This is a genomic window from Chryseobacterium oleae (genome assembly GCF_900115055.1).
Taxonomy (GTDB): Bacteria; Bacteroidota; Bacteroidia; order Flavobacteriales; family Weeksellaceae; genus Chryseobacterium; species Chryseobacterium oleae.
On the sequence record NZ_FOVD01000001.1, the window covers coordinates 389715 to 406905 of the forward strand.

Consider the following 17191-nt stretch of genomic DNA (forward strand, 5'->3'; position numbering starts at 1 on the left):
CGATTTCTTGCACCTTACTATCTTTTCAATACTGTAAAGACATTGCGTGCTTGCGTTTCTCCAATAGTTATTTCGTTATTGTTTTAAAAATTTAGCCACTTCGTTTATGGTGAAGTTGATTAAATGATCGTCTGTTTTTCCATCGAAATCGGCCATCATGTAGGAACCGTGGGTTGCCGGCAGGATCATCAGCTGCGAGTTCGGAATGAGTCGCCACATTTCCACCACATGTTCCGGTTTCATAACGTCCTGGTCTCCGCTGATGAATAATGCGGGAGCATCAATGGTTGTCAAAATCTTCTCCTCCCAGTCTTGAAAAGTCTGCATCCTTTTACTGTCCTTGTCGAAAAGGTTTTCCAGCTTTGAAAAATCAGGATTCAGATTAAGAAAATTGATTTTAAGCGGTTCCGGCATGGATTCCAGCGTAGCTTCTGCCATACTTTCGAAAAAACCGTCCATCATTCCGTTTCTTTTGTAAAATGCAGAAGCGATGATCAGTTTTTCAACGATTTGAGGATAAAGATGAGCAACCTGCAACACCGTATTTCCACCGTTGCTGAATCCCCAGAAAAAGGCTTTTTCGATATGGAGTTCCTTTAAAAGAGCAACTATATCATGAGCATCCTGTTCAAATGTTTCAGGAATATCGCGGTGATCGGTCATTCCGTGGTTTTGAAGATCAATTCCGATCAATTGAAACTGGTTTTCCAGTCTCGAGATCACTTCTTTAAAATCAAACAGAATGGATGAGCCTCCGCCATGAATCAGGACCAAAGGCTCTCCGGAACCGTAGATTTCATAGTACATACGGAATCCATTAACATTTTTGTAGCCTTTTTCGTTAGGTTCCATTGATTAGTATTTTATACTTTCATCCACATCATAAGTCATTCCAGGATAGCCAAGGATTTTCCTCATCAAACCGATCTGTCCGCATAAATAGTCTTCCCGGCCGATGCACATTCCTGCGAAATTGAGTTTGGTTTCACGGATAAAAGGGATATTCATTCCCATCTCGAAAATTTCATCCAGTTCTTCATCCGTTACTTCTAACAGCTTTTGGAATATTTTAGGAGATATATCATGGAAGTTTTTCTCCAGTTCGTCTAACGTCGGATACTTATTATTCTCATCCAAAGCTTTTCCCTGGAAAAAAAGATCGCTGTACGGATCTTCATCCTTAAGCCCTAAAACCCATCCCAGGCTGTAGCGCATATTCACAAAGTTTCCTGCCATCCAGACAATATGGTTGGTTTTTCCTTCAATTCTTTTCAATCCGTCTTCTTCCGAAATACCGTCCAAAACATTAAGAAAGCTTTGGGTATGCATCCGGTAGGCCGGAATAATGATTTCCATTTTTTTTGATTGTGGTGTGTCCATTTTCTTGATTTTTAGTTGTTTTAAAAATGATATCTTTCTGAGTAAGGAACATGAAGTCCCTCTTCTACAAATTTTCTCAAAATCCTTAAATAGATTGCCCAGCAGAATGAGCTTTGACGGAAATGTTCATGGGTATCCTTCCATCCGGTATGGTGAAAGCTGATTCTTGTGCCTTTTCCTGTCTCTTCTAAAACAAATCCTACATTGGTTCCTACCCAGTCCTGATCACCGTCTGTGATTAAAAATTCAATTTCGTGAGGAGGGCTGAACTTTGAAACTTTTCCTTTCAAGATGTCTGTTTCAGAAAACTCGAAAGTATATTCAGAATCGGGTTCAGGAATGCCCTGGCAATAATGTGTCCACCATTCATTAAGAAATTCGGGTACTGAAACCATCCGGAATACATTTTCCAGGGTTGCGTCTACTTCCAGGTTGTGAAGGATTGAAAAGGAATTTTCCATGATTATTTGTTTTGGATTTTGGTGTGTTATTTTATCGCTCCGGGTTTTCCGAGGATTCTTCTGAGGTAGCCTAATTGTCCGCTGTGATAAAGCTCATGAAGACAAAAAATGGCAATATCATTGATTGTTCCAGGTTCAAAACGTTCAATACTGATGAGTTTGGCTTCCAGTTGATCCTGAGATTGCTGCAGATAAGATTTCAGCTCTTCAAAGGTGACCAGCTCTTCTTTTCTTTCAAGCGGAATCGCGCCTCTGTTGTAGCATGAAAATTTTTCATTATCCCAGACCGATTCTTCCCCGAGAACATTTAAGAAGGCATTTCTGATGTAAATTAAATGTCCTAAGATCCAGTTCATACAGTTGGCTTCACCATTCGGAAAAATCATGGATTCTTCCTGGGTAATGCCTTCGATATTCATTAAAATCACCTTGTAATTGCTGAATACCTGAACTTTTACAATTTCAATATCGTTTGATTGGGTTTCCATAGCGGTACGTTTTATTTTCTGCGGATTTTGCAGATGGAGAGATTTTTTAAAATTCAGTGGGCATTTGAGACATATCAGCAAACGTGATATTCCAGCCGTGTCCGTCCAGATCCCAGAAAGAATTCTGATACATCCATCCGTAATCCTGAGGTTCTTCATGCTGTGAAGCTCCATTCTGCAAAGCGGTATTCACCACCTGATCAACCTCTTCACGGCTGTTCAGGCCAATGGCCACAAGAACCTGGGTGGTATCTCCCTTTGGAACCGGTCTTTCGGAAAAAGTCATGAAATATTCTTCAGTCAGAAACATCACGTAAATACTGTCTTCTTTGATCACAACGCACGTCGCTTTGTCATCTGAAAACTGTTCGTTGATCTCGAATCCGAGTTGAGTCCAGAATGCTTTGGTTTTCTGTACATCTTTTACCGGAAGGTTGACATAAATTTGATTGGCTTTCATAATTGTAATTATTTGGTGTTAATCTTTAAACCAAAATTACCAAGCCTTCATGAAAATCAACTTGCCATAGGACAAGATTTAAATTTTCTTTGGATGAGATACAATTTCTTTACGGATACGGCTTAAAGAAGTGTCTGTAACGCCCAGATACGAAGCGATCTGCTTAAGCGGAGCAAACTGCACCACCTGTGATTTCTGTTCCAAAAGATTAAGATAACGTCTGGTTGCGGAAAGCGTGAACATCTCCACGGAACGCTGTTTATAGGCAAAAAGTTCCTTCGACATCCATGATCTTCCCCATTCTCTGAGATTTGGTATTTTGTGAAAAAGTTCCTGAAAGGTTTCGTAATCAAACCGCCAGCATTCGCAGTCTGTAATGCATGCAATATTTTCCTGGGATGGAATTCTCTGGAAAAGCGACAGCACCTCAATAATGATCTCATTATCTGCAAAAAAATGTGTGGTGACTTCATTTCCGTTAAAGTCGTTAACGTAGGAACGGGCGAGGCCTTTTTCAAGAATATAGTATTCATTGGCTGTTTTTCCTTCTTCAAGAATGATATCTCCTTTTTGGAATGATACTTTTTCGTGGGCCTGAAAAATTTCTTCAAGCTCTTCCTGAAAAAAGAATGGGAAATCATAACAGATTTCTAAGGCTTTGCTGGTCATTGAATTGGTGCTTTTTTAAGGCTTTAAAAATATCATTTTTAATTGAATCCGAAATAAAAAAAATTAAACAAATTAATGGAATAGATAGAAAAAGCCCCATTTAACTGTATTATTACTAATTGTTTTTATTCTTTCTAAATAATTAAACAGATTTTTAATCATCATGACAATCAGCGAAAAACTTGTCCTTCCTATCAGAATAAAGAAAGCTGGATTGGTTTAGGTTTTTTAGGAGGTTCTGCGTCTCCAAAAACTGTTTTCCCTCCGAAGCGCCAGGAATTCTGTCTTTCTTCTTCTATCACCTGCTGGATGTCGAAATCGGGAACAAAATCTTTTTCCGTGGCGGCTACGATCTGATGCAGCTTATTTAAAGTATTCAGCTTGTCGGAATTCCCGAGTTTGGATTTTTCAATTCCTTTTCTGAGAATGCTGATGCTCTCATCATACGTTTTAGTCGGAACCGGGAAAGGATGTCCGTCTTTTCCGCCATGAGCAAATGAAAATCTCGCAGGATCAGCAAATCTTGAAGGAGCTCCGTGAATCACTTCACTTACCAATGCCAGCGACTGCATCGTTCTGGGTCCTACTCCTTCCAGCATCAGAAGGTCTTCGAAATTCTGGGGCTGCTGCTCGCGGGTTAAATATAAAAGAGCTCCGAGACGTTTCAAATCAACATCAGAAGCCTGAACATCGTGATGCGCAGGAAGAATCAGCCTTGAAAAATCTTTCATGACGTCTATGGAATCGGTATGGGAAATATCCAGAATTCCCTTCCTGTTTTCCGAAGCTTCAGCATCGGTAAGATTGAGGATTTTCCCTCTGGAAACTCCATTGATTCCCGTATGAGGTTCTTCTATAAATGATTTAATGTTACCGGAATGCCAGTGATAGCGTCTTGCCGTACCATCCGATTCGTGCATTCCCTGCTGTACCACGCTCCAGCTGCCAGTATCAGCCAGTATAAAGTTGTGCAGATAGAGTTGATATCCATCCTGAATGGCTGTATTATCCACTTTTGCGGAAAGTTTGCTGGCTCTCACCAGTTCATGCCCGTTCAGTCCGGTTTTATCCGCAATCTGAATCAGTTCCGAAGGAGTTTCTCTTGAAAACTTTCCTTTTCCACCACAAATATAAAGCCCGAGCGACTGTGAATTGGGATTAATGGAACGTTTCAAAGCCCCCATGACCGAAGTGGTAATCCCTGAAGAATGCCAGTCCATTCCCATCACCGCTCCAAAACTCTGAAACCAGAAAGGATCTGCGAGTCTTCTTAACACCTCATCTTTGCCATAATCCATGAGAATCACTTCAATGATGGAAAGTCCGAGTGCAGACATACGCTCATACAGCCATGGCGGTACTTTTCCATAGTGTAAAGGCAGATCGGCGGTTCCTGAACGTTTCATAGTATTTTAAAGGGTAAAGATAGGTATAGTAAGGGTTATTTTTTGATGATTTGAATCATTTGTTTTGGTTGCAGATAGGTTTTGGCTAAAGCCTCAATGCAGATTTTTTATAAAACGGACTAAAGTCCGTTCCTATTGAATTGAATGCTTTAAAGTTATTTTTAATTGCACCCATTAATGAATAGAACAGAATTCAAGGCCTTTGTGTTTCTCTTCATCAAATTCTTCATTAAATATAATTTTGTTTCCGAAAGGATCATCTACCGTAAAAGATAAGGCTCCGTAAAAGGCTTTTTCAAGGCCGGGGCGGTTGTATTTGTATTTTTTATCAATCAGTTCTTTATGGTAATCGGCAACACCTTCGCCCCAGATAAAGACTCTGCTTCCGGGTGTCCCGTCTCCATGATGTTCGCTTAAATGGAGAATGATATTCCCTTTTTTTACTTCCATATAAACAGGCGTGTTTTCCTCAAAATGATGTTCCCAGACGATCTCAAAACCGAGCCAGTCTATGTAAAACTCTATCGTTTTTTTGTAATCAAAAATCCTGAGAACCGGAATGATTTTTTCTGCTTTCATGGCTTGTTGCTTGTTGCTTGTTGCTTGTTGCTTGTTGCTTGTTGCTTGTTGCTTGTTGCAAAATTAATTATTACTGATGGGAAAGGATATTAATCAAATTTCCAAATGGATCTTTTACATAGAATCTTCGTACTCCCCAGTCTTCATCGGTGATTCCATAGGCAATTTCAAAGCCTGCCTGCTTTATTTTGTCGTACAATTCATCTACATTGTCTACTTCAATTGAAAGTAACGGAACTTCTGTATCATTTCCACCCTGAATCGCAAAACTCAACTGAACTCTGGCTTCTTCGTGGTTTCCGAAGGTTTTGATCCAGCCATGATCCATCAGAAGATCAAGACCCAGAATTTCATGATAAAACAGATCTGCTTTGGAGAGATCTTCAGTCTTTATATTGGCGACAATTCTTTTTATCATTGTAAAATAGGTTTAGAATTTATTAATGCCAAAAAAAGCCCTGCGAAATAAAATTTCCACAAGGCTTTTATAAAAATTTTATTTTCAGATCTTATTTTAAAGCAGAAAGAGCTGCCTCATAATTAGGCTCATCTGCAATTTCAGATACCTGCTCTGTGTATACTACTTTATTATCAGCATCCGTTACGATAACGGCACGGCTTAAAAGTCCTTTCAATGGAGAATCTGCGATAGTCAACTGGTTATCATCACCAAAGCTGCTTCTGAAATCTGAAAGTGTTTCTACATTGTTCAATCCTTCCGCAGCACAGAATCTTCCCAGTGCAAAAGGTAAATCTTTAGAAACATTGATCACCACTGTATTATCAAGGCTTGACGCTTCTTCATTAAATTTTCTTGCAGAAGACGCACAAGTAGGCGTGTCAATACTTGGGAAGATGTTGAATACTTTTTTCTTGCCTTCAAAGCTTTCAAGTGTTTTCACATTTAAACCTGAATCTACCAAAGCAAAATCGTTAATGGTTGTTCCTACTGATGGTAAAGTCCCTATTGTGTTTACTGCGTTTCCTTTTAATGTAATATTTGACATAAAATTATTTTTTTAGTTTTTCAAATTTACTCAAAATAGAAAATTTCTGAGGATAAATAAAGGTTAAATAATTCTTAAAGTAAGTTGGAAGTTTGAATCAAGAGCCAGAACTAAGATTTCAGATGGTAGCGGGATGCGAGGTTCGAACCAGCAACTATCAACCAGCAACTCCCTTTCACTCTCAGACCTCAAACCCGAAACCCGTTCCCGTAATCCGCAATTCATATCCCACAACTTCAAGCATCACAATTTTAACCCAAACAAAAATTAAAATGAAAATAAAAAACCTATCCGCATCCAGTGATTTTTCTGAATCAAATTTTTATTTATATTCGCAATCCAAAAAAAATGATAACTATGCGAAAAAAAATTACTTTCCTGCTCTTTGGAGTGCCGGTCTTTGGTTTCGCCCAGTCTGTGATCGGAAACATCAATTCCGGGGCAGTTTCTGATACCGGTTTTACGCATTCTGTAGGAGAAATTTATGTCATTCCTGCAGATCCTGATCAGGCTAATTCAGGGACACTGGGAATGTTCTACCAAACCGTATTACAGGTTTTAGGCGTTAAAGAACTTGAAAAAGACAACGTTAAGATCTATCCCAATCCTACTGCTGATTTCGTTCACATCACCCTTAAATCCAATTCAAAAATTGAAGAAGCTGAAGTGTATGACACCGCAGGAAGACTTGTTTTAAAAGCAAAACTGGACAGTGGAAAACTTGATCTTCGTAGACTTCATTCCGGGATTTATATGATCACTTTTAAAAATCCTGATCTTAAACCTGTTAAAATTATCAAAAACCCTTAAAAACTCATTAACATGAAAAAACTTTACGCTACAATAGGATTATTTCTAGCAACACTTGTAAGTGCACAGGTGCCTCAGGCTTTCAGCTACCAGACGATTGCTTTCAATGCTTCGGGTGCGCCTATTGCCAACGGAAATGTCTCTTTTAAAATAAGCATTCTTGAAAATACAGCTACAGGCCCTGTTTTATATACTGAAACGCATACGAAAACAACCAACGCAAAAGGATTGGTTAATCTTAATATCGGCCAGGGAACATCTTCTACAGGGACGTTTGCGGGAATCAACTGGGGAACAAATACTAAATTCGTCAAAGTGGAAATGGATCCTCAGGGAGGTTCAAACTACACTAATGTGGGGGTTAATCAGCTGATGAGTGTTCCTTATGCACAGGTAAGTAAAACCGTTGTTACAGGCGCTGGACAAGGCATTACGCTTGTTTCTCCGAACGGAACCAATTATACTTTAAACGTAAGTGATTCCGGAACATTGAATCTGCCGGCAAGTTCGGGTTCCAGTTCACAGCTGCCAGCCAATTTATATGTTTATGGAACTTATAATAACTTTAATGCAGCTTCTGCAGATCTTTTGAGAACCAATGTCACCAAAATAGGCTACAAATATCTGCCTGCCAATTCACAGATCAAGTTCATTGCGGCTCCAAACGCGAGCGCTCAAAATTACGGTTCTGACAGTCAGGGCAATCTGGTCATCAATGGAACTGCCTTTAATATTTCTTCCAACGGGTTTTATAAGATTGAAGTCACTAATAATCCCGGAAATCCTATAAAAACGTTCAATTTCAGTCCGGATGTTTTACTCAACACTTATGGATCTACACAGTCTCCGTTCACTTATACTCCCGCAACAAATAAATTTTCATTCAATATTACAGGAGCTACTTCTACGAACTTTACAGGATTTAAAATTAGTCTTTCGCCGGGAGGAGCTACTAACAGCGAAGCATTAGGAGATAACCTGAATGATGGAAACTTTGACATCGGCGGATCATGGATTACGCTGCCCAACCTTACCACTACACCAAAAAGTTTCAAAATCGAATTCAATATCAATTTTGATGCTACCGGAAGTTATACAATCACACCCCTATAAATTTAAAGAGGCCCGGGCCTCTTTTTTTATGCAAAATACCTTCATAAAACAATCATATTTAGTAAATTTGTGATTCTTAAAAAGTCAAATAATAAATAACAGTATAATGTCAGACAAATCAAAAATCTATTACACATTAACGGATGAGGCTCCGATGCTGGCTACACACTCATTTTTACCGATTGTGAAAGCTTTTACAAAATCAGCAAACATTGAGATCGCAGTTCCGGATATTTCTTTAGCCGGAAGAATTTTAGCGAATTTTCCTGAATTTTTGAAAGAAGAGCAAAGGATCGGTGATGCATTGGCTGAATTAGGTCAATTGGCTACTCAACCTGATGCCAACATTATCAAGTTACCGAATATTTCAGCTTCTGCTCCACAGTTGGATGAAGCTATCGCTGAATTACAGTCTAAAGGTTTCGCAGTTCCAAATTATCCTGCTGAGCCTAAAAATGACGAAGAAAAAGCCATCAAAGCTAAATATGCTAAAGTTTTAGGAAGTGCTGTAAACCCTGTGTTGAGAGAAGGAAATTCTGACAGACGTGCTCCAAAAGCGGTTAAAAACTACGCAAAAGCTAACCCTCACAGAATGGGTAACTGGGCTTCTGACAGCAAAACAGACGTTGCTCACATGGAAAAAGGAGATTTCTACGGAACTGAAACTTCAACAACCTTAGAAAACGCTGCTAAATTCAAAATTGTATTCAAAGGAGATGACGGTGCTGAAACGCTGTTAAAAGATTTCGCAGGTCTTCAGGCTGGAGAAGTGATCGATTCTTCTGTCATGAATTTAAACTCATTGAAGGCATTCGTTCAGCAGGCTATTGATGAGGCTAAAAACAAAAACGTACTTCTTTCCGCTCACCTTAAAGCTACGATGATGAAAATCTCAGACCCTATTATTTTCGGGGCTATCGTAGAAACTTTCTTTAAAGAGGTATTCGTAAAATACGCTGAGACGTTCAAGTCTTTAGATGTTAATCCAAATAACGGTCTTGCCGATCTTTTTGAAAAAATCAAAGGAAACGCTCAGGAAGCTGATATCAAAGCTGACATTGAAGCTGCTTTAGCTAACGGACCAAGAGTGGCTATGGTAAATTCTGACAAAGGAATTACCAACTTCCACGTTCCTTCTGACATCATCGTTGATGCATCTATGGCTGCATTGGTAAGAGGTGGCGGTAAAATGTGGAACAAAGACGGAAACGAGGAAGATACGGTTTGTATCATTCCGGACCGTTCTTATGCAGGTTTCTATCAATCCGTAATTGATGATATGAAAGCTCACGGAAAACTGGATCCTACTACGATGGGTTCTGTTCCAAACGTAGGTTTAATGGCTCAAAAAGCTGAAGAATACGGTTCTCACGACAAAACATTCCAGGCATCATCTGAAGGAACTATTGAAGTTCAGGACGAAGCAGGAAACATCCTTCTTTCTCAAAAAGTAGAAGCAGGTGATATCTTCAGAATGTGTCAGACTAAAGATGCTCCTATCCAGGACTGGGTGAAATTAGCTGTAAACAGATCAAGACTTTCTGATACACCAGCAATCTTCTGGTTAGACAAAGGAAGAGCACATGACAGAGAAATCATCAAAAAAGTAGAAAAATATCTTAAGGATCACGATACAACCGGTCTTGACATCAGAATTCTTGATGTAAAAGATGCAATGACTGAAACGCTGAAAAGAGCAAGAGAAGGAAAAGATACCATCTCTGTTTCAGGAAACGTATTAAGAGATTACTTAACAGACCTTTTCCCTATCCTTGAACTGGGTACTTCTGCAAAAATGCTTTCTATCGTTCCATTGATGAACGGAGGAGGTTTATTCGAAACAGGTGCCGGAGGTTCTGCTCCAAAACACGTTGAGCAGTTCCTGGAAGAAGGGTATTTAAGATGGGATTCTCTGGGTGAGTTCTTAGCACTTCAGGCTTCTTTAGAGCATTTGGCTCAGACGCAGGGAAATACTAAATCTCAGGTTTTAGCTGATACTTTGGATGAAGCTAACGCAAAATTCTTAGCTACCGATAAATCTCCTGCAAGAAAAGTGGGCCAGATCGACAACAGAGGTTCTCACTTCTATTTAGCAATGTACTGGGCAGAAGCTTTGGCTAACCAGACTGCAGATGCTGAATTAGCAGCTCATTTTGCCCCAATTGCTGAAGCAATGAAGGAAAGCGAAGAAGTAATCAACGCAGAATTAATAAGTGCTCAGGGTAAGCCGCAAAACATTGACGGTTACTACAAAACGGATACATACAAAACATATGCAGCGATGAGACCTAGTACTGTTTTAAATGAAATCATTGACGGAATTTAATTTTCCAGTTTTGATATAAATGAAAGCTCCTTTTTTAAGGGGCTTTTTTTGTTTTTAAGGTTGAGATTGAGGATAAGTTAAGATTATGATTCCGTTGAGTTTTAAGTTTTGGCTAAAGCCAATGGATTCTTTTCATTGATGAAAACGGGCTAAAGCCCGTCCCTATTGAATTTTTAAACTTTTTTTGTTTTAAGATTGAGATTATGGATAATAAGGTTAAGATTATTAAACCATCGAGCTTTATGTTTTGGCTGAAGCCAATCGATTCTTTTCATTCATGAAAACGGGCTAAAGCCCGTCCCTATTGAATTTTTAACTTTTTTTCTAAGATATTGAGGACAATAAGGATAAGATTAAGGTAAACCGTTGAATTTAGGTTTTGGCTGAAGCCAATTGATTCTTTTTACTGATCAAAACGGGCTAAAGCCCGTCCCTATAGAATCTTCACATCAATATATATAGCGGCACCCCCTAATCCCTAATCCCTAATCCCTAATCCCTAATCCCTAATCCCTATCACCTGCAACCTATCACCTGCAACCTATCACCTGCCACCTCACACCTACCCCTCTACAATCACCCTCCTGTGCGCTCTTCCCCAGTTGATCATTTCAGCGATGATATTCCCAAAAGTCCGGCAGTATTCTGTAGGTTCATATTCAATTAAAACAGGTGTTTCAGGGTACACATTTCTTTTCAGCAGTTTGTTAAGTTCCATGTCTTTAAGTTCTTTTGAAAGCATTCTGGTAGTGATTCCCGGAATGCTTCTTTCAATTTCACGGAAACGTCTGTTCCCGTTACAGATTGAATTAATTACAGGAATTCGCCACTTCCCTCCAATAAAATAAAGGGTATCCTGCAGGGCACGTAATTCTTCGGTCTGATCTCTTCCCATGTTGGCAAAGTTAAATGATATCATTGACGATACTGGTATACTCTGTGATACTGATTACAAAAGTATACCAAATTGAAATAACTTTGTCAAAAATTTTAAGAAATGAAAAAATTCAATAACAAATTGGCATTAATCACCGGTGGAAATAGCGGAATCGGATATGCAACAGCAAAGGAACTCATAGCAGAAGGTGCGCAAGTCATCATTACAGGAAGACGAAAAGAAGCTGTTGAAAAGGCAGCTCAGGAGCTCGGCGCCATTCCTTTTACGGCAGATCAGTCGAATCTTACCGATATTAATCTGTTAAAAGAAGAAGTTGAAAAGAAATTTGGGCCCATTGATATTCTGTTTATCAATGCCGGTATTACAGGAAGTCTCACTTCCATTGAAAAAATGAGTACCGAAAACTTTGACGAGGTAATGAACATTAATTTCCGGGGTGCTTATTTTACGTTGAGCAAATTGATCCCGCTTCTTAATGAGGGTTCATCAGTTGTCGTTTTATCATCAATTGTCGCTGGTACCTATAAGCCGAACAGTTCAGTCTATCAGGCAAGCAAAGCTGCCTTAAATTCCATTGCTAAAACCGCAGCTGCAGAATTGGCTCCAAGGAAAATCAGAGTCAATATGATAAGCCCGGGTCCGACAAAAACTGAAATAATGAATAAAGCCGGCCTTGATGAAGATACTTTAAAAGGTCTCAATGAGTATCTGATCAGCGAAATTCCTTTAAAGAAAATGGGCACTGCTGAAGATGTGGCCAAACTTGTAACCTATCTTTCCGACCCTGTCGTTTCAAGCTTTATCACAGGCACTGAAATTATCATGGACGGAGGAATGATCTTGTAGTTAAGAATGAAAATCAAAGGCCGGAAATGAATGAAGACTCAAACCAATTCCGGCTTCCTTGATTTTTAACCTAAAAAAATTCCTTCCTCATCTTTCAATTTGTCCGGTTCACCTCATTTCAAATTTCAGAACCTTACCGAAGCTTCTACTTTTGACCCATAAAAAATGATATAATATGGACTCAGTAAAGAAAAAAAAAACAGCAAAACCCATAGCCATTATATTTCTGACAGTCGTGGGCGTCTTTACCGTTTTACAGCTTTTCAACAAGCCTTTGGAAGGAAAACCTGTTGCAAAAAAAATCGAGGCTCCCCGTGAGGTTCTTGCGATTCTGGAAAACTCTTGTTTTAATTGTCACTCCAATGAACAGAAACTGAGCTGGTATGACAAGATTGCCCCTGTATCCTGGGCTGTCAATAAGGATATAAAAAGAGCTAAAGAAGTTTTGAATTTTTCGGAATGGAATTACTCCGAAGGCGAGCATAAGGGAAAAATGTATGCCATTTTAAATATGATGCAAAGCGGGAAAATGCCGCTGCATGAGTATACACTGCTCCATCCGTCGGCTAAAATCACGAAAAAAGATATTGAAACCATTAGAAAGTATACTCTTTCATTATCAGGTCTTACTTCCACAAAACAGGAAAAAGATCCGCATCAGAGCATTGAAACCCATCATAACTCAACTCCGGCGAAATTCCCGGTTTCTCCCAATGGAGTACAATATACAGATGCGTTTAAAAACTGGAAGGTGATCAGTATGAGTACGCTTTTTGATCATTCCATCAGGGTTATTTATGGAAATGATATTGCGATAAAAGCCATTGAAACAGAAAATTTTCATCCGTGGCCAGACGGAAGCATTGTTGTAAAATCAGTTTGGAAGCAGGAAAATTTCGCAGACGGAGAAGTGAGAGCCGGCGAATTTGTCAATGCTCAGTTTATGGTCAAAGATGCTAAGAAATATACAGATACGGAAGGCTGGGGATTTGCAAAGTTTTCTGGAAATGACCTTCATCCAACGGGAAAAACAGCCTCATTCGCGAAAGAGTCCTGTATCGCCTGTCACCGCCAGCTAGCCGAAAAAACAGGCTATTTATTTGATGTTCCTATGAAAGTAAATACCGAAAGATTAATTAAAAACCTTGAGAAATAATGAAAAAAATACTATTCATCACGCTGTCTATCTGTGCTTTGTTTACTGCCTGTAAAATTGATGAGCCGGATAAAGATTTAAAACGTATTGTTTTCGATCCGGGAGATTTAAAGTTCATTTCCACTTCATTAAATACGAAAAAAGAAACCTCATCCGCACTGTATGGAAACCCGGAAGCTCTAGTCTCTTTATCAGGTGAAAATAATCAACTAAAAAAAGGTTCTGTGATCAAATTAGTCACCTGGAAATATCATGACAATCCGCAATACATCGGAGGAACCATTACCGGTGAATTATTGAGTGTTGAAACCGTTCAGGCTGATCATAACGGAAACGTTTCCTATAAAATACAAAACACTTCCGGAACTGAAAATGTTCAACCCGACAAAGAAGAACGAATACGGTATATCATGACTTACAAACCAGTTACAAGACCTTAAAAAACACTCTGAAGCTGAATATCCGGCTTCGGAGTGTTTTTTTTGAATGGTTAATTTGTGAATGGTCAATTTTTGCTGACGCAAAGTCAATTGTCAATCTTCACAGCAAAAATTCACAAGCGAAGCGAATTCACCGTTCACCATTCACCATAACTATTCACCCTACTCTTCTTTTTAAAAATAAAAAACCCTAATTTCACTTCTCAAAATCTCTGTTCTCATGCAACAGCAAAAAGTAAAAATTTCATCGGCTATCATCTGGATAAGTTCCCTTTTCCTGGGTATTTTATCTTCCGTTCCTCAGTTAGCTTCCCATGAATTCAACTGGAAAGAAGCGGCTGTAAATTCAGCAATAACGTCAGCGTTTTCCGTGATTATGTGGTATCTTAATATTTACCTTCTCAACCGTAGTGCAGGGAGACGGAGACAGGATATTTCGTATTCAAGATTATTAACGGTCTTAGCATTTGGAATGGTCATTATGTTTGGCTTAGCCTGGATCCAGCAGCTTATTTTATCACATATCAATTTCGGTCCGGTGATGCTGATGGTGGAAGTCAGGGGAATCCTGATTAATTTGGTCTGCTATATGTTCTTAACGCTGCTTCAGAATAATTATGCAGGACAACAGATACAGCTGGAACTGGAAAAAGTAAAAAGTGATAATCTGGGTGCCCAATATGAATTATTAAAACAACAGGTCAATCCCCATTTTCTCTTCAACAGCCTGAATACTTTAAAATCAATGGCAGAAACCAACGATTCGGAAACGGTGGACTTTGTTATCAAACTTTCCGATTTTTACAGATTCACGTTGGAAAGCAGGAAATTAGACCTTATTTCAGTTCGGGAAGAAATGAACATCATTGAAGCTTATCTTTTTCTCCAGAAAGCACGTTTTGGTGAAGGAATTACATTCACCAACGAACTTAAGAATGAAGATCTTAAAACCCTTATTCCACCTTTTACCATGCAGCTTCTGGTAGAAAACTGCATCAAGCACAATATTGTATCGCAAAGCAAGCCGCTGCACATCAGGATCTACAGTTCGGAGGACAGAATCATTATTGAAAACCCGATTCAGCGGAAAATAGCTACAGAAGATTCCCTTGGCGTTGGCCTGGATAATATTAAAATGCGTTTCAGACACCTGCTGGAACAGGATATCGAAATTCATTCAGACGAAAAAACTTTTCAAATAAAACTACCTTTAATCCATGAATATCATCATCATTGAAGACGAATTTAGAGCGGCAAAGTCCCTTCAGAACCTTATTTTAGATTTAAAACCGGAATCTAAAATTCTTGGCGTTTATGACAGTATTGAAGCCAGTGTTGAAGCTTTATCAAAAGACATCAAGCCGGATCTTATTTTTATGGATATCCAGCTCTCAGACGGTCTTTCATTCGAGATCTTTAAAGCGGTAGATATCACCTGTCCTATCATTTTCTGTACCGCATTTGACCAATATATGCTGGATGCATTCAAAAGCAAGGGTGTAGATTATGTGCTGAAACCTTTTTCCCGTGATGATATTTCGGAAGCGCTGAAAAAAGTTGACGAACTCAGGAAATTCTTCCAAAAGAATGATCTTCCCGATATTGAATCGCTGCTTCAGAAGATCAGCCAGCCTACAGGAAAAAGCACCTTTCTTGTTTTTAAAAATCAAAAATACACGACCATTCCCACAGAAAGTGTTGCCTATTTTTATATCCATAATGAAATCACACATCTTGTGACCTTTGATAAGGAACAGTTCCAGCTTTCTCAACCGCTTGGACAGGTTGCTGAACAAGTTTCCGGGAAACAATTTTTCAGAATCAACCGACAGTATCTGGTCAGTTTTAAGGCAATCAAGGAAATGGAGCATTATTTCCAGCGTAAAATTCTGGTTAAGCTTGTTATTGAAACTCCTGAAAAACTCCTGATCAACAAAGAGAAAACGCACGGTTTCTTCACCTGGCTGGAAGACCGTTAACCTCTTACATTTTAGACCTGATTATTTTCCGGGTTCGCCCTTCAATTTGTCCGGCTGACCCTTTTTTATATTCTTTCGCGCTTACTGAGCAGCTACTTTTGAATCAAAATTAAAAGAAATGATTCTTAAAAACCTCTTAACCGTAAGCGTTTTTACCGCATTTATGTTCGCTGCTTCTGCGTTCATACAGAAAGACGAAATTAAAACAACCTCTAAAGACACTGCATCTGACAACAATGGTTTTGCAGTTTTGGAACTTTTTACTTCAGAAGGCTGTTCAAGCTGTCCTCCCGCAGATGACCTGATGGGACAGATCCAGAAAGAATACAAAGACCAACAGGTTTACATCCTTTCTTATCACGTAGATTACTGGAACCGTCTCGGATGGAAAGACAGGTTCAGCAGTGCTGAAAATTCCCAACGGCAACAAGCATACAGCCGACTCCTCAAATCACAAACTTATACACCACAATTGGTTATCAATGGAAAAACTGAGTTTGTAGGTTCTGACCGAAATGCCATAGAAAATGCGATTCAAAAGACTATCCCTGATTCTAAAAATGCTTCTATAAACCTTTCCGCAGCTGTTTCACAAAAAGCAATCACCGTTAGTTTTAAAACAACTCAAGCTGATTCTCAAAGTAAATTACTGATCAATCTGGTTGAAAAGAAATCATCCACTCAGGTGAATGGCGGTGAAAATGAAGGACACCGTCTGCAGCACTGGCAGATTGTGCATAAGCAAGAACAGATCTCACTGAAAGATCATCCGGAAGGAACTGTGAATCTTACACTTCCCGAGAACTTCTCTCCGGATAACTGGGAAATCATTGGATTTATTCAGAATCCGAAGACCGGAACTATTTCCGGAGTATCCAGGGCTATTATCCAGTAAAATAGGTTGGAAATTAATGTACAAATCACATAAAACCTTTGCCTTTTGATCATTCGAAATCATCATCCAAAGAGTATAAACAATTGTTGGAGAATCGCAAAGGCGCTAAGCTCTATCTAAATGTGAAAATTTTAAGGCGCTAGAAAATTAAAAATTTTCAGCAAGGAATAATTCCAGAAAATCAATCATTATAATACAATCAATCTTATCGAAGATAAAATCTTTGCGCCTTACAACATATAGTTTGAAAAAAAATTGCGCCCTTGCGATAAACCAAA

20 protein-coding genes are annotated in these 17191 nt (G+C 39.0%); 9 read left to right on the top strand and 11 right to left on the bottom strand.

Annotated elements, in window-relative coordinates; all coding sequences use genetic code 11:
* Positions 1-75: 75 nt before the first annotated feature.
* The 10 genes from BM143_RS01760 to tpx all read right to left on the bottom strand — a co-directional run bounded on the left by BM143_RS01760 (position 76) and on the right by tpx (position 6450).
* The gene (locus tag BM143_RS01760; RefSeq protein WP_090022311.1) at positions 76-852 is read right to left on the bottom strand and encodes an alpha/beta fold hydrolase; all 777 of its coding nucleotides are present in this window, start codon (positions 850-852) and stop codon (positions 76-78) included.
* Positions 853-855: 3 nt separating this feature from the next.
* Positions 856-1380: a hypothetical protein gene (locus BM143_RS01765; protein WP_090022314.1), complete on the bottom strand. Its 525-nt coding sequence runs from the start codon at positions 1378-1380 to the stop codon at positions 856-858.
* Between the two features lie 20 nt (positions 1381-1400).
* On the bottom strand, positions 1401-1841 hold the full coding sequence (locus BM143_RS01770) for an SRPBCC family protein (protein WP_090022318.1): 441 nt from the start codon (positions 1839-1841) through the stop codon (positions 1401-1403).
* A gap of 26 nt (positions 1842-1867) precedes the next feature.
* Positions 1868-2329 carry a DinB family protein gene (locus BM143_RS01775; protein WP_090022320.1) on the bottom strand — a complete coding sequence of 154 codons (462 nt, stop codon included), beginning with the start codon at positions 2327-2329 and terminating at the stop codon, positions 1868-1870.
* 46 nt (positions 2330-2375) lie between these two features.
* Complete coding sequence (locus BM143_RS01780; protein WP_034725047.1) at positions 2376-2789, bottom strand: VOC family protein; 414 nt, start codon at positions 2787-2789, stop codon at positions 2376-2378.
* Positions 2790-2867: 78 nt separating this feature from the next.
* Positions 2868-3458 (bottom strand): Crp/Fnr family transcriptional regulator, encoded by a 591-nt coding sequence (locus BM143_RS01785; RefSeq protein WP_090022323.1) that lies wholly within the window; start codon positions 3456-3458, stop codon positions 2868-2870.
* 194 nt (positions 3459-3652) lie between these two features.
* Entirely contained in the window at positions 3653-4864 is a 1212-nt protein-coding gene (locus tag BM143_RS01790; protein ID WP_090022326.1) for a DUF763 domain-containing protein, read from the bottom strand.
* 174 nt (positions 4865-5038) lie between these two features.
* Positions 5039-5443 (bottom strand): glyoxalase superfamily protein, encoded by a 405-nt coding sequence (locus BM143_RS01795; RefSeq protein WP_090022328.1) that lies wholly within the window; start codon positions 5441-5443, stop codon positions 5039-5041.
* Between the two features lie 70 nt (positions 5444-5513).
* The gene (locus BM143_RS01800; RefSeq protein ID WP_090022331.1) at positions 5514-5861 is read right to left on the bottom strand and encodes a VOC family protein; all 348 of its coding nucleotides are present in this window, start codon (positions 5859-5861) and stop codon (positions 5514-5516) included.
* 91 nt (positions 5862-5952) lie between these two features.
* Positions 5953-6450 (bottom strand): thiol peroxidase, encoded by a 498-nt coding sequence (gene tpx, locus BM143_RS01805; protein ID WP_090022334.1) that lies wholly within the window; start codon positions 6448-6450, stop codon positions 5953-5955.
* 357 nt (positions 6451-6807) lie between these two features.
* Between tpx and BM143_RS01810 the strand changes: the two genes are divergently transcribed.
* The 3 genes from BM143_RS01810 (at position 6808) to BM143_RS01820 (ending at position 10699) form a co-directional block, all read left to right on the top strand.
* Positions 6808-7260 (top strand): T9SS type A sorting domain-containing protein, encoded by a 453-nt coding sequence (locus BM143_RS01810; protein ID WP_167375221.1) that lies wholly within the window; start codon positions 6808-6810, stop codon positions 7258-7260.
* 12 nt (positions 7261-7272) lie between these two features.
* Positions 7273-8373, top strand: a complete 1101-nt coding sequence (locus BM143_RS01815) for a cadherin repeat domain-containing protein (protein WP_090022339.1) — start codon at positions 7273-7275, stop codon at positions 8371-8373.
* Positions 8374-8479: 106 nt separating this feature from the next.
* Positions 8480-10699: an NADP-dependent isocitrate dehydrogenase gene (locus tag BM143_RS01820; protein ID WP_090022342.1), complete on the top strand. Its 2220-nt coding sequence runs from the start codon at positions 8480-8482 to the stop codon at positions 10697-10699.
* A gap of 562 nt (positions 10700-11261) precedes the next feature.
* Here BM143_RS01820 and BM143_RS01825 read toward each other — a convergent pair.
* Entirely contained in the window at positions 11262-11594 is a 333-nt protein-coding gene (locus BM143_RS01825; RefSeq protein WP_090023862.1) for a winged helix-turn-helix transcriptional regulator, read from the bottom strand.
* A 102-nt stretch (positions 11595-11696) separates the two neighbouring features.
* Here BM143_RS01825 and BM143_RS01830 point away from each other — a divergent pair, with 102 nt between their 5' ends.
* From BM143_RS01830 to BM143_RS01855, 6 genes are all read left to right on the top strand, one after another.
* Entirely contained in the window at positions 11697-12443 is a 747-nt protein-coding gene (locus tag BM143_RS01830; RefSeq protein WP_167375222.1) for an SDR family oxidoreductase, read from the top strand.
* Positions 12444-12618: 175 nt separating this feature from the next.
* Positions 12619-13599, top strand: a complete 981-nt coding sequence (locus tag BM143_RS01835) for a heme-binding domain-containing protein (protein ID WP_090022345.1) — start codon at positions 12619-12621, stop codon at positions 13597-13599.
* Positions 13599-14039, top strand: a complete 441-nt coding sequence (locus BM143_RS01840; protein WP_090022349.1) for a hypothetical protein — start codon at positions 13599-13601, stop codon at positions 14037-14039. The genes BM143_RS01835 and BM143_RS01840 overlap by 1 nt, the downstream gene beginning before the upstream one ends.
* A gap of 220 nt (positions 14040-14259) precedes the next feature.
* On the top strand, positions 14260-15276 hold the full coding sequence (locus tag BM143_RS01845; RefSeq protein WP_090022351.1) for a sensor histidine kinase: 1017 nt from the start codon (positions 14260-14262) through the stop codon (positions 15274-15276).
* Entirely contained in the window at positions 15257-16018 is a 762-nt protein-coding gene (locus tag BM143_RS01850; RefSeq protein WP_090022354.1) for a LytR/AlgR family response regulator transcription factor, read from the top strand. The genes BM143_RS01845 and BM143_RS01850 overlap by 20 nt, the downstream gene beginning before the upstream one ends.
* A 118-nt stretch (positions 16019-16136) precedes the next feature.
* Entirely contained in the window at positions 16137-16913 is a 777-nt protein-coding gene (locus BM143_RS01855) for a DUF1223 domain-containing protein (RefSeq protein ID WP_090022357.1), read from the top strand.
* Positions 16914-17191 lie beyond the last annotated feature (278 nt).

What these genes read in the sequence shown, in the direction of transcription:
- BM143_RS01760 (WP_090022311.1), bottom strand. Translation starts at nt 852, where the DNA reads ATGGAACCTAACGAAAAAGGCTACAAAAATGTTAATGGATTCCGTATG.
- BM143_RS01765 (WP_090022314.1), bottom strand. Translation starts at nt 1,380, where the DNA reads ATGGACACACCACAATCAAAAAAAATGGAAATCATTATTCCGGCCTAC.
- BM143_RS01770 (WP_090022318.1), bottom strand. Translation starts at nt 1,841, where the DNA reads ATGGAAAATTCCTTTTCAATCCTTCACAACCTGGAAGTAGACGCAACC.
- BM143_RS01775 (WP_090022320.1), bottom strand. Translation starts at nt 2,329, where the DNA reads ATGGAAACCCAATCAAACGATATTGAAATTGTAAAAGTTCAGGTATTC.
- BM143_RS01780 (WP_034725047.1), bottom strand. Translation starts at nt 2,789, where the DNA reads ATGAAAGCCAATCAAATTTATGTCAACCTTCCGGTAAAAGATGTACAG.
- BM143_RS01785 (WP_090022323.1), bottom strand. Translation starts at nt 3,458, where the DNA reads ATGACCAGCAAAGCCTTAGAAATCTGTTATGATTTCCCATTCTTTTTT.
- BM143_RS01790 (WP_090022326.1), bottom strand. Translation starts at nt 4,864, where the DNA reads ATGAAACGTTCAGGAACCGCCGATCTGCCTTTACACTATGGAAAAGTA.
- BM143_RS01795 (WP_090022328.1), bottom strand. Translation starts at nt 5,443, where the DNA reads ATGAAAGCAGAAAAAATCATTCCGGTTCTCAGGATTTTTGATTACAAA.
- BM143_RS01800 (WP_090022331.1), bottom strand. Translation starts at nt 5,861, where the DNA reads ATGATAAAAAGAATTGTCGCCAATATAAAGACTGAAGATCTCTCCAAA.
- tpx (WP_090022334.1), bottom strand. Translation starts at nt 6,450, where the DNA reads ATGTCAAATATTACATTAAAAGGAAACGCAGTAAACACAATAGGGACT.
- BM143_RS01810 (WP_167375221.1), top strand. Translation starts at nt 6,808, where the DNA reads ATGCGAAAAAAAATTACTTTCCTGCTCTTTGGAGTGCCGGTCTTTGGT.
- BM143_RS01815 (WP_090022339.1), top strand. Translation starts at nt 7,273, where the DNA reads ATGAAAAAACTTTACGCTACAATAGGATTATTTCTAGCAACACTTGTA.
- BM143_RS01820 (WP_090022342.1), top strand. Translation starts at nt 8,480, where the DNA reads ATGTCAGACAAATCAAAAATCTATTACACATTAACGGATGAGGCTCCG.
- BM143_RS01825 (WP_090023862.1), bottom strand. Translation starts at nt 11,594, where the DNA reads ATGGGAAGAGATCAGACCGAAGAATTACGTGCCCTGCAGGATACCCTT.
- BM143_RS01830 (WP_167375222.1), top strand. Translation starts at nt 11,697, where the DNA reads ATGAAAAAATTCAATAACAAATTGGCATTAATCACCGGTGGAAATAGC.
- BM143_RS01835 (WP_090022345.1), top strand. Translation starts at nt 12,619, where the DNA reads ATGGACTCAGTAAAGAAAAAAAAAACAGCAAAACCCATAGCCATTATA.
- BM143_RS01840 (WP_090022349.1), top strand. Translation starts at nt 13,599, where the DNA reads ATGAAAAAAATACTATTCATCACGCTGTCTATCTGTGCTTTGTTTACT.
- BM143_RS01845 (WP_090022351.1), top strand. Translation starts at nt 14,260, where the DNA reads ATGCAACAGCAAAAAGTAAAAATTTCATCGGCTATCATCTGGATAAGT.
- BM143_RS01850 (WP_090022354.1), top strand. Translation starts at nt 15,257, where the DNA reads ATGAATATCATCATCATTGAAGACGAATTTAGAGCGGCAAAGTCCCTT.
- BM143_RS01855 (WP_090022357.1), top strand. Translation starts at nt 16,137, where the DNA reads ATGATTCTTAAAAACCTCTTAACCGTAAGCGTTTTTACCGCATTTATG.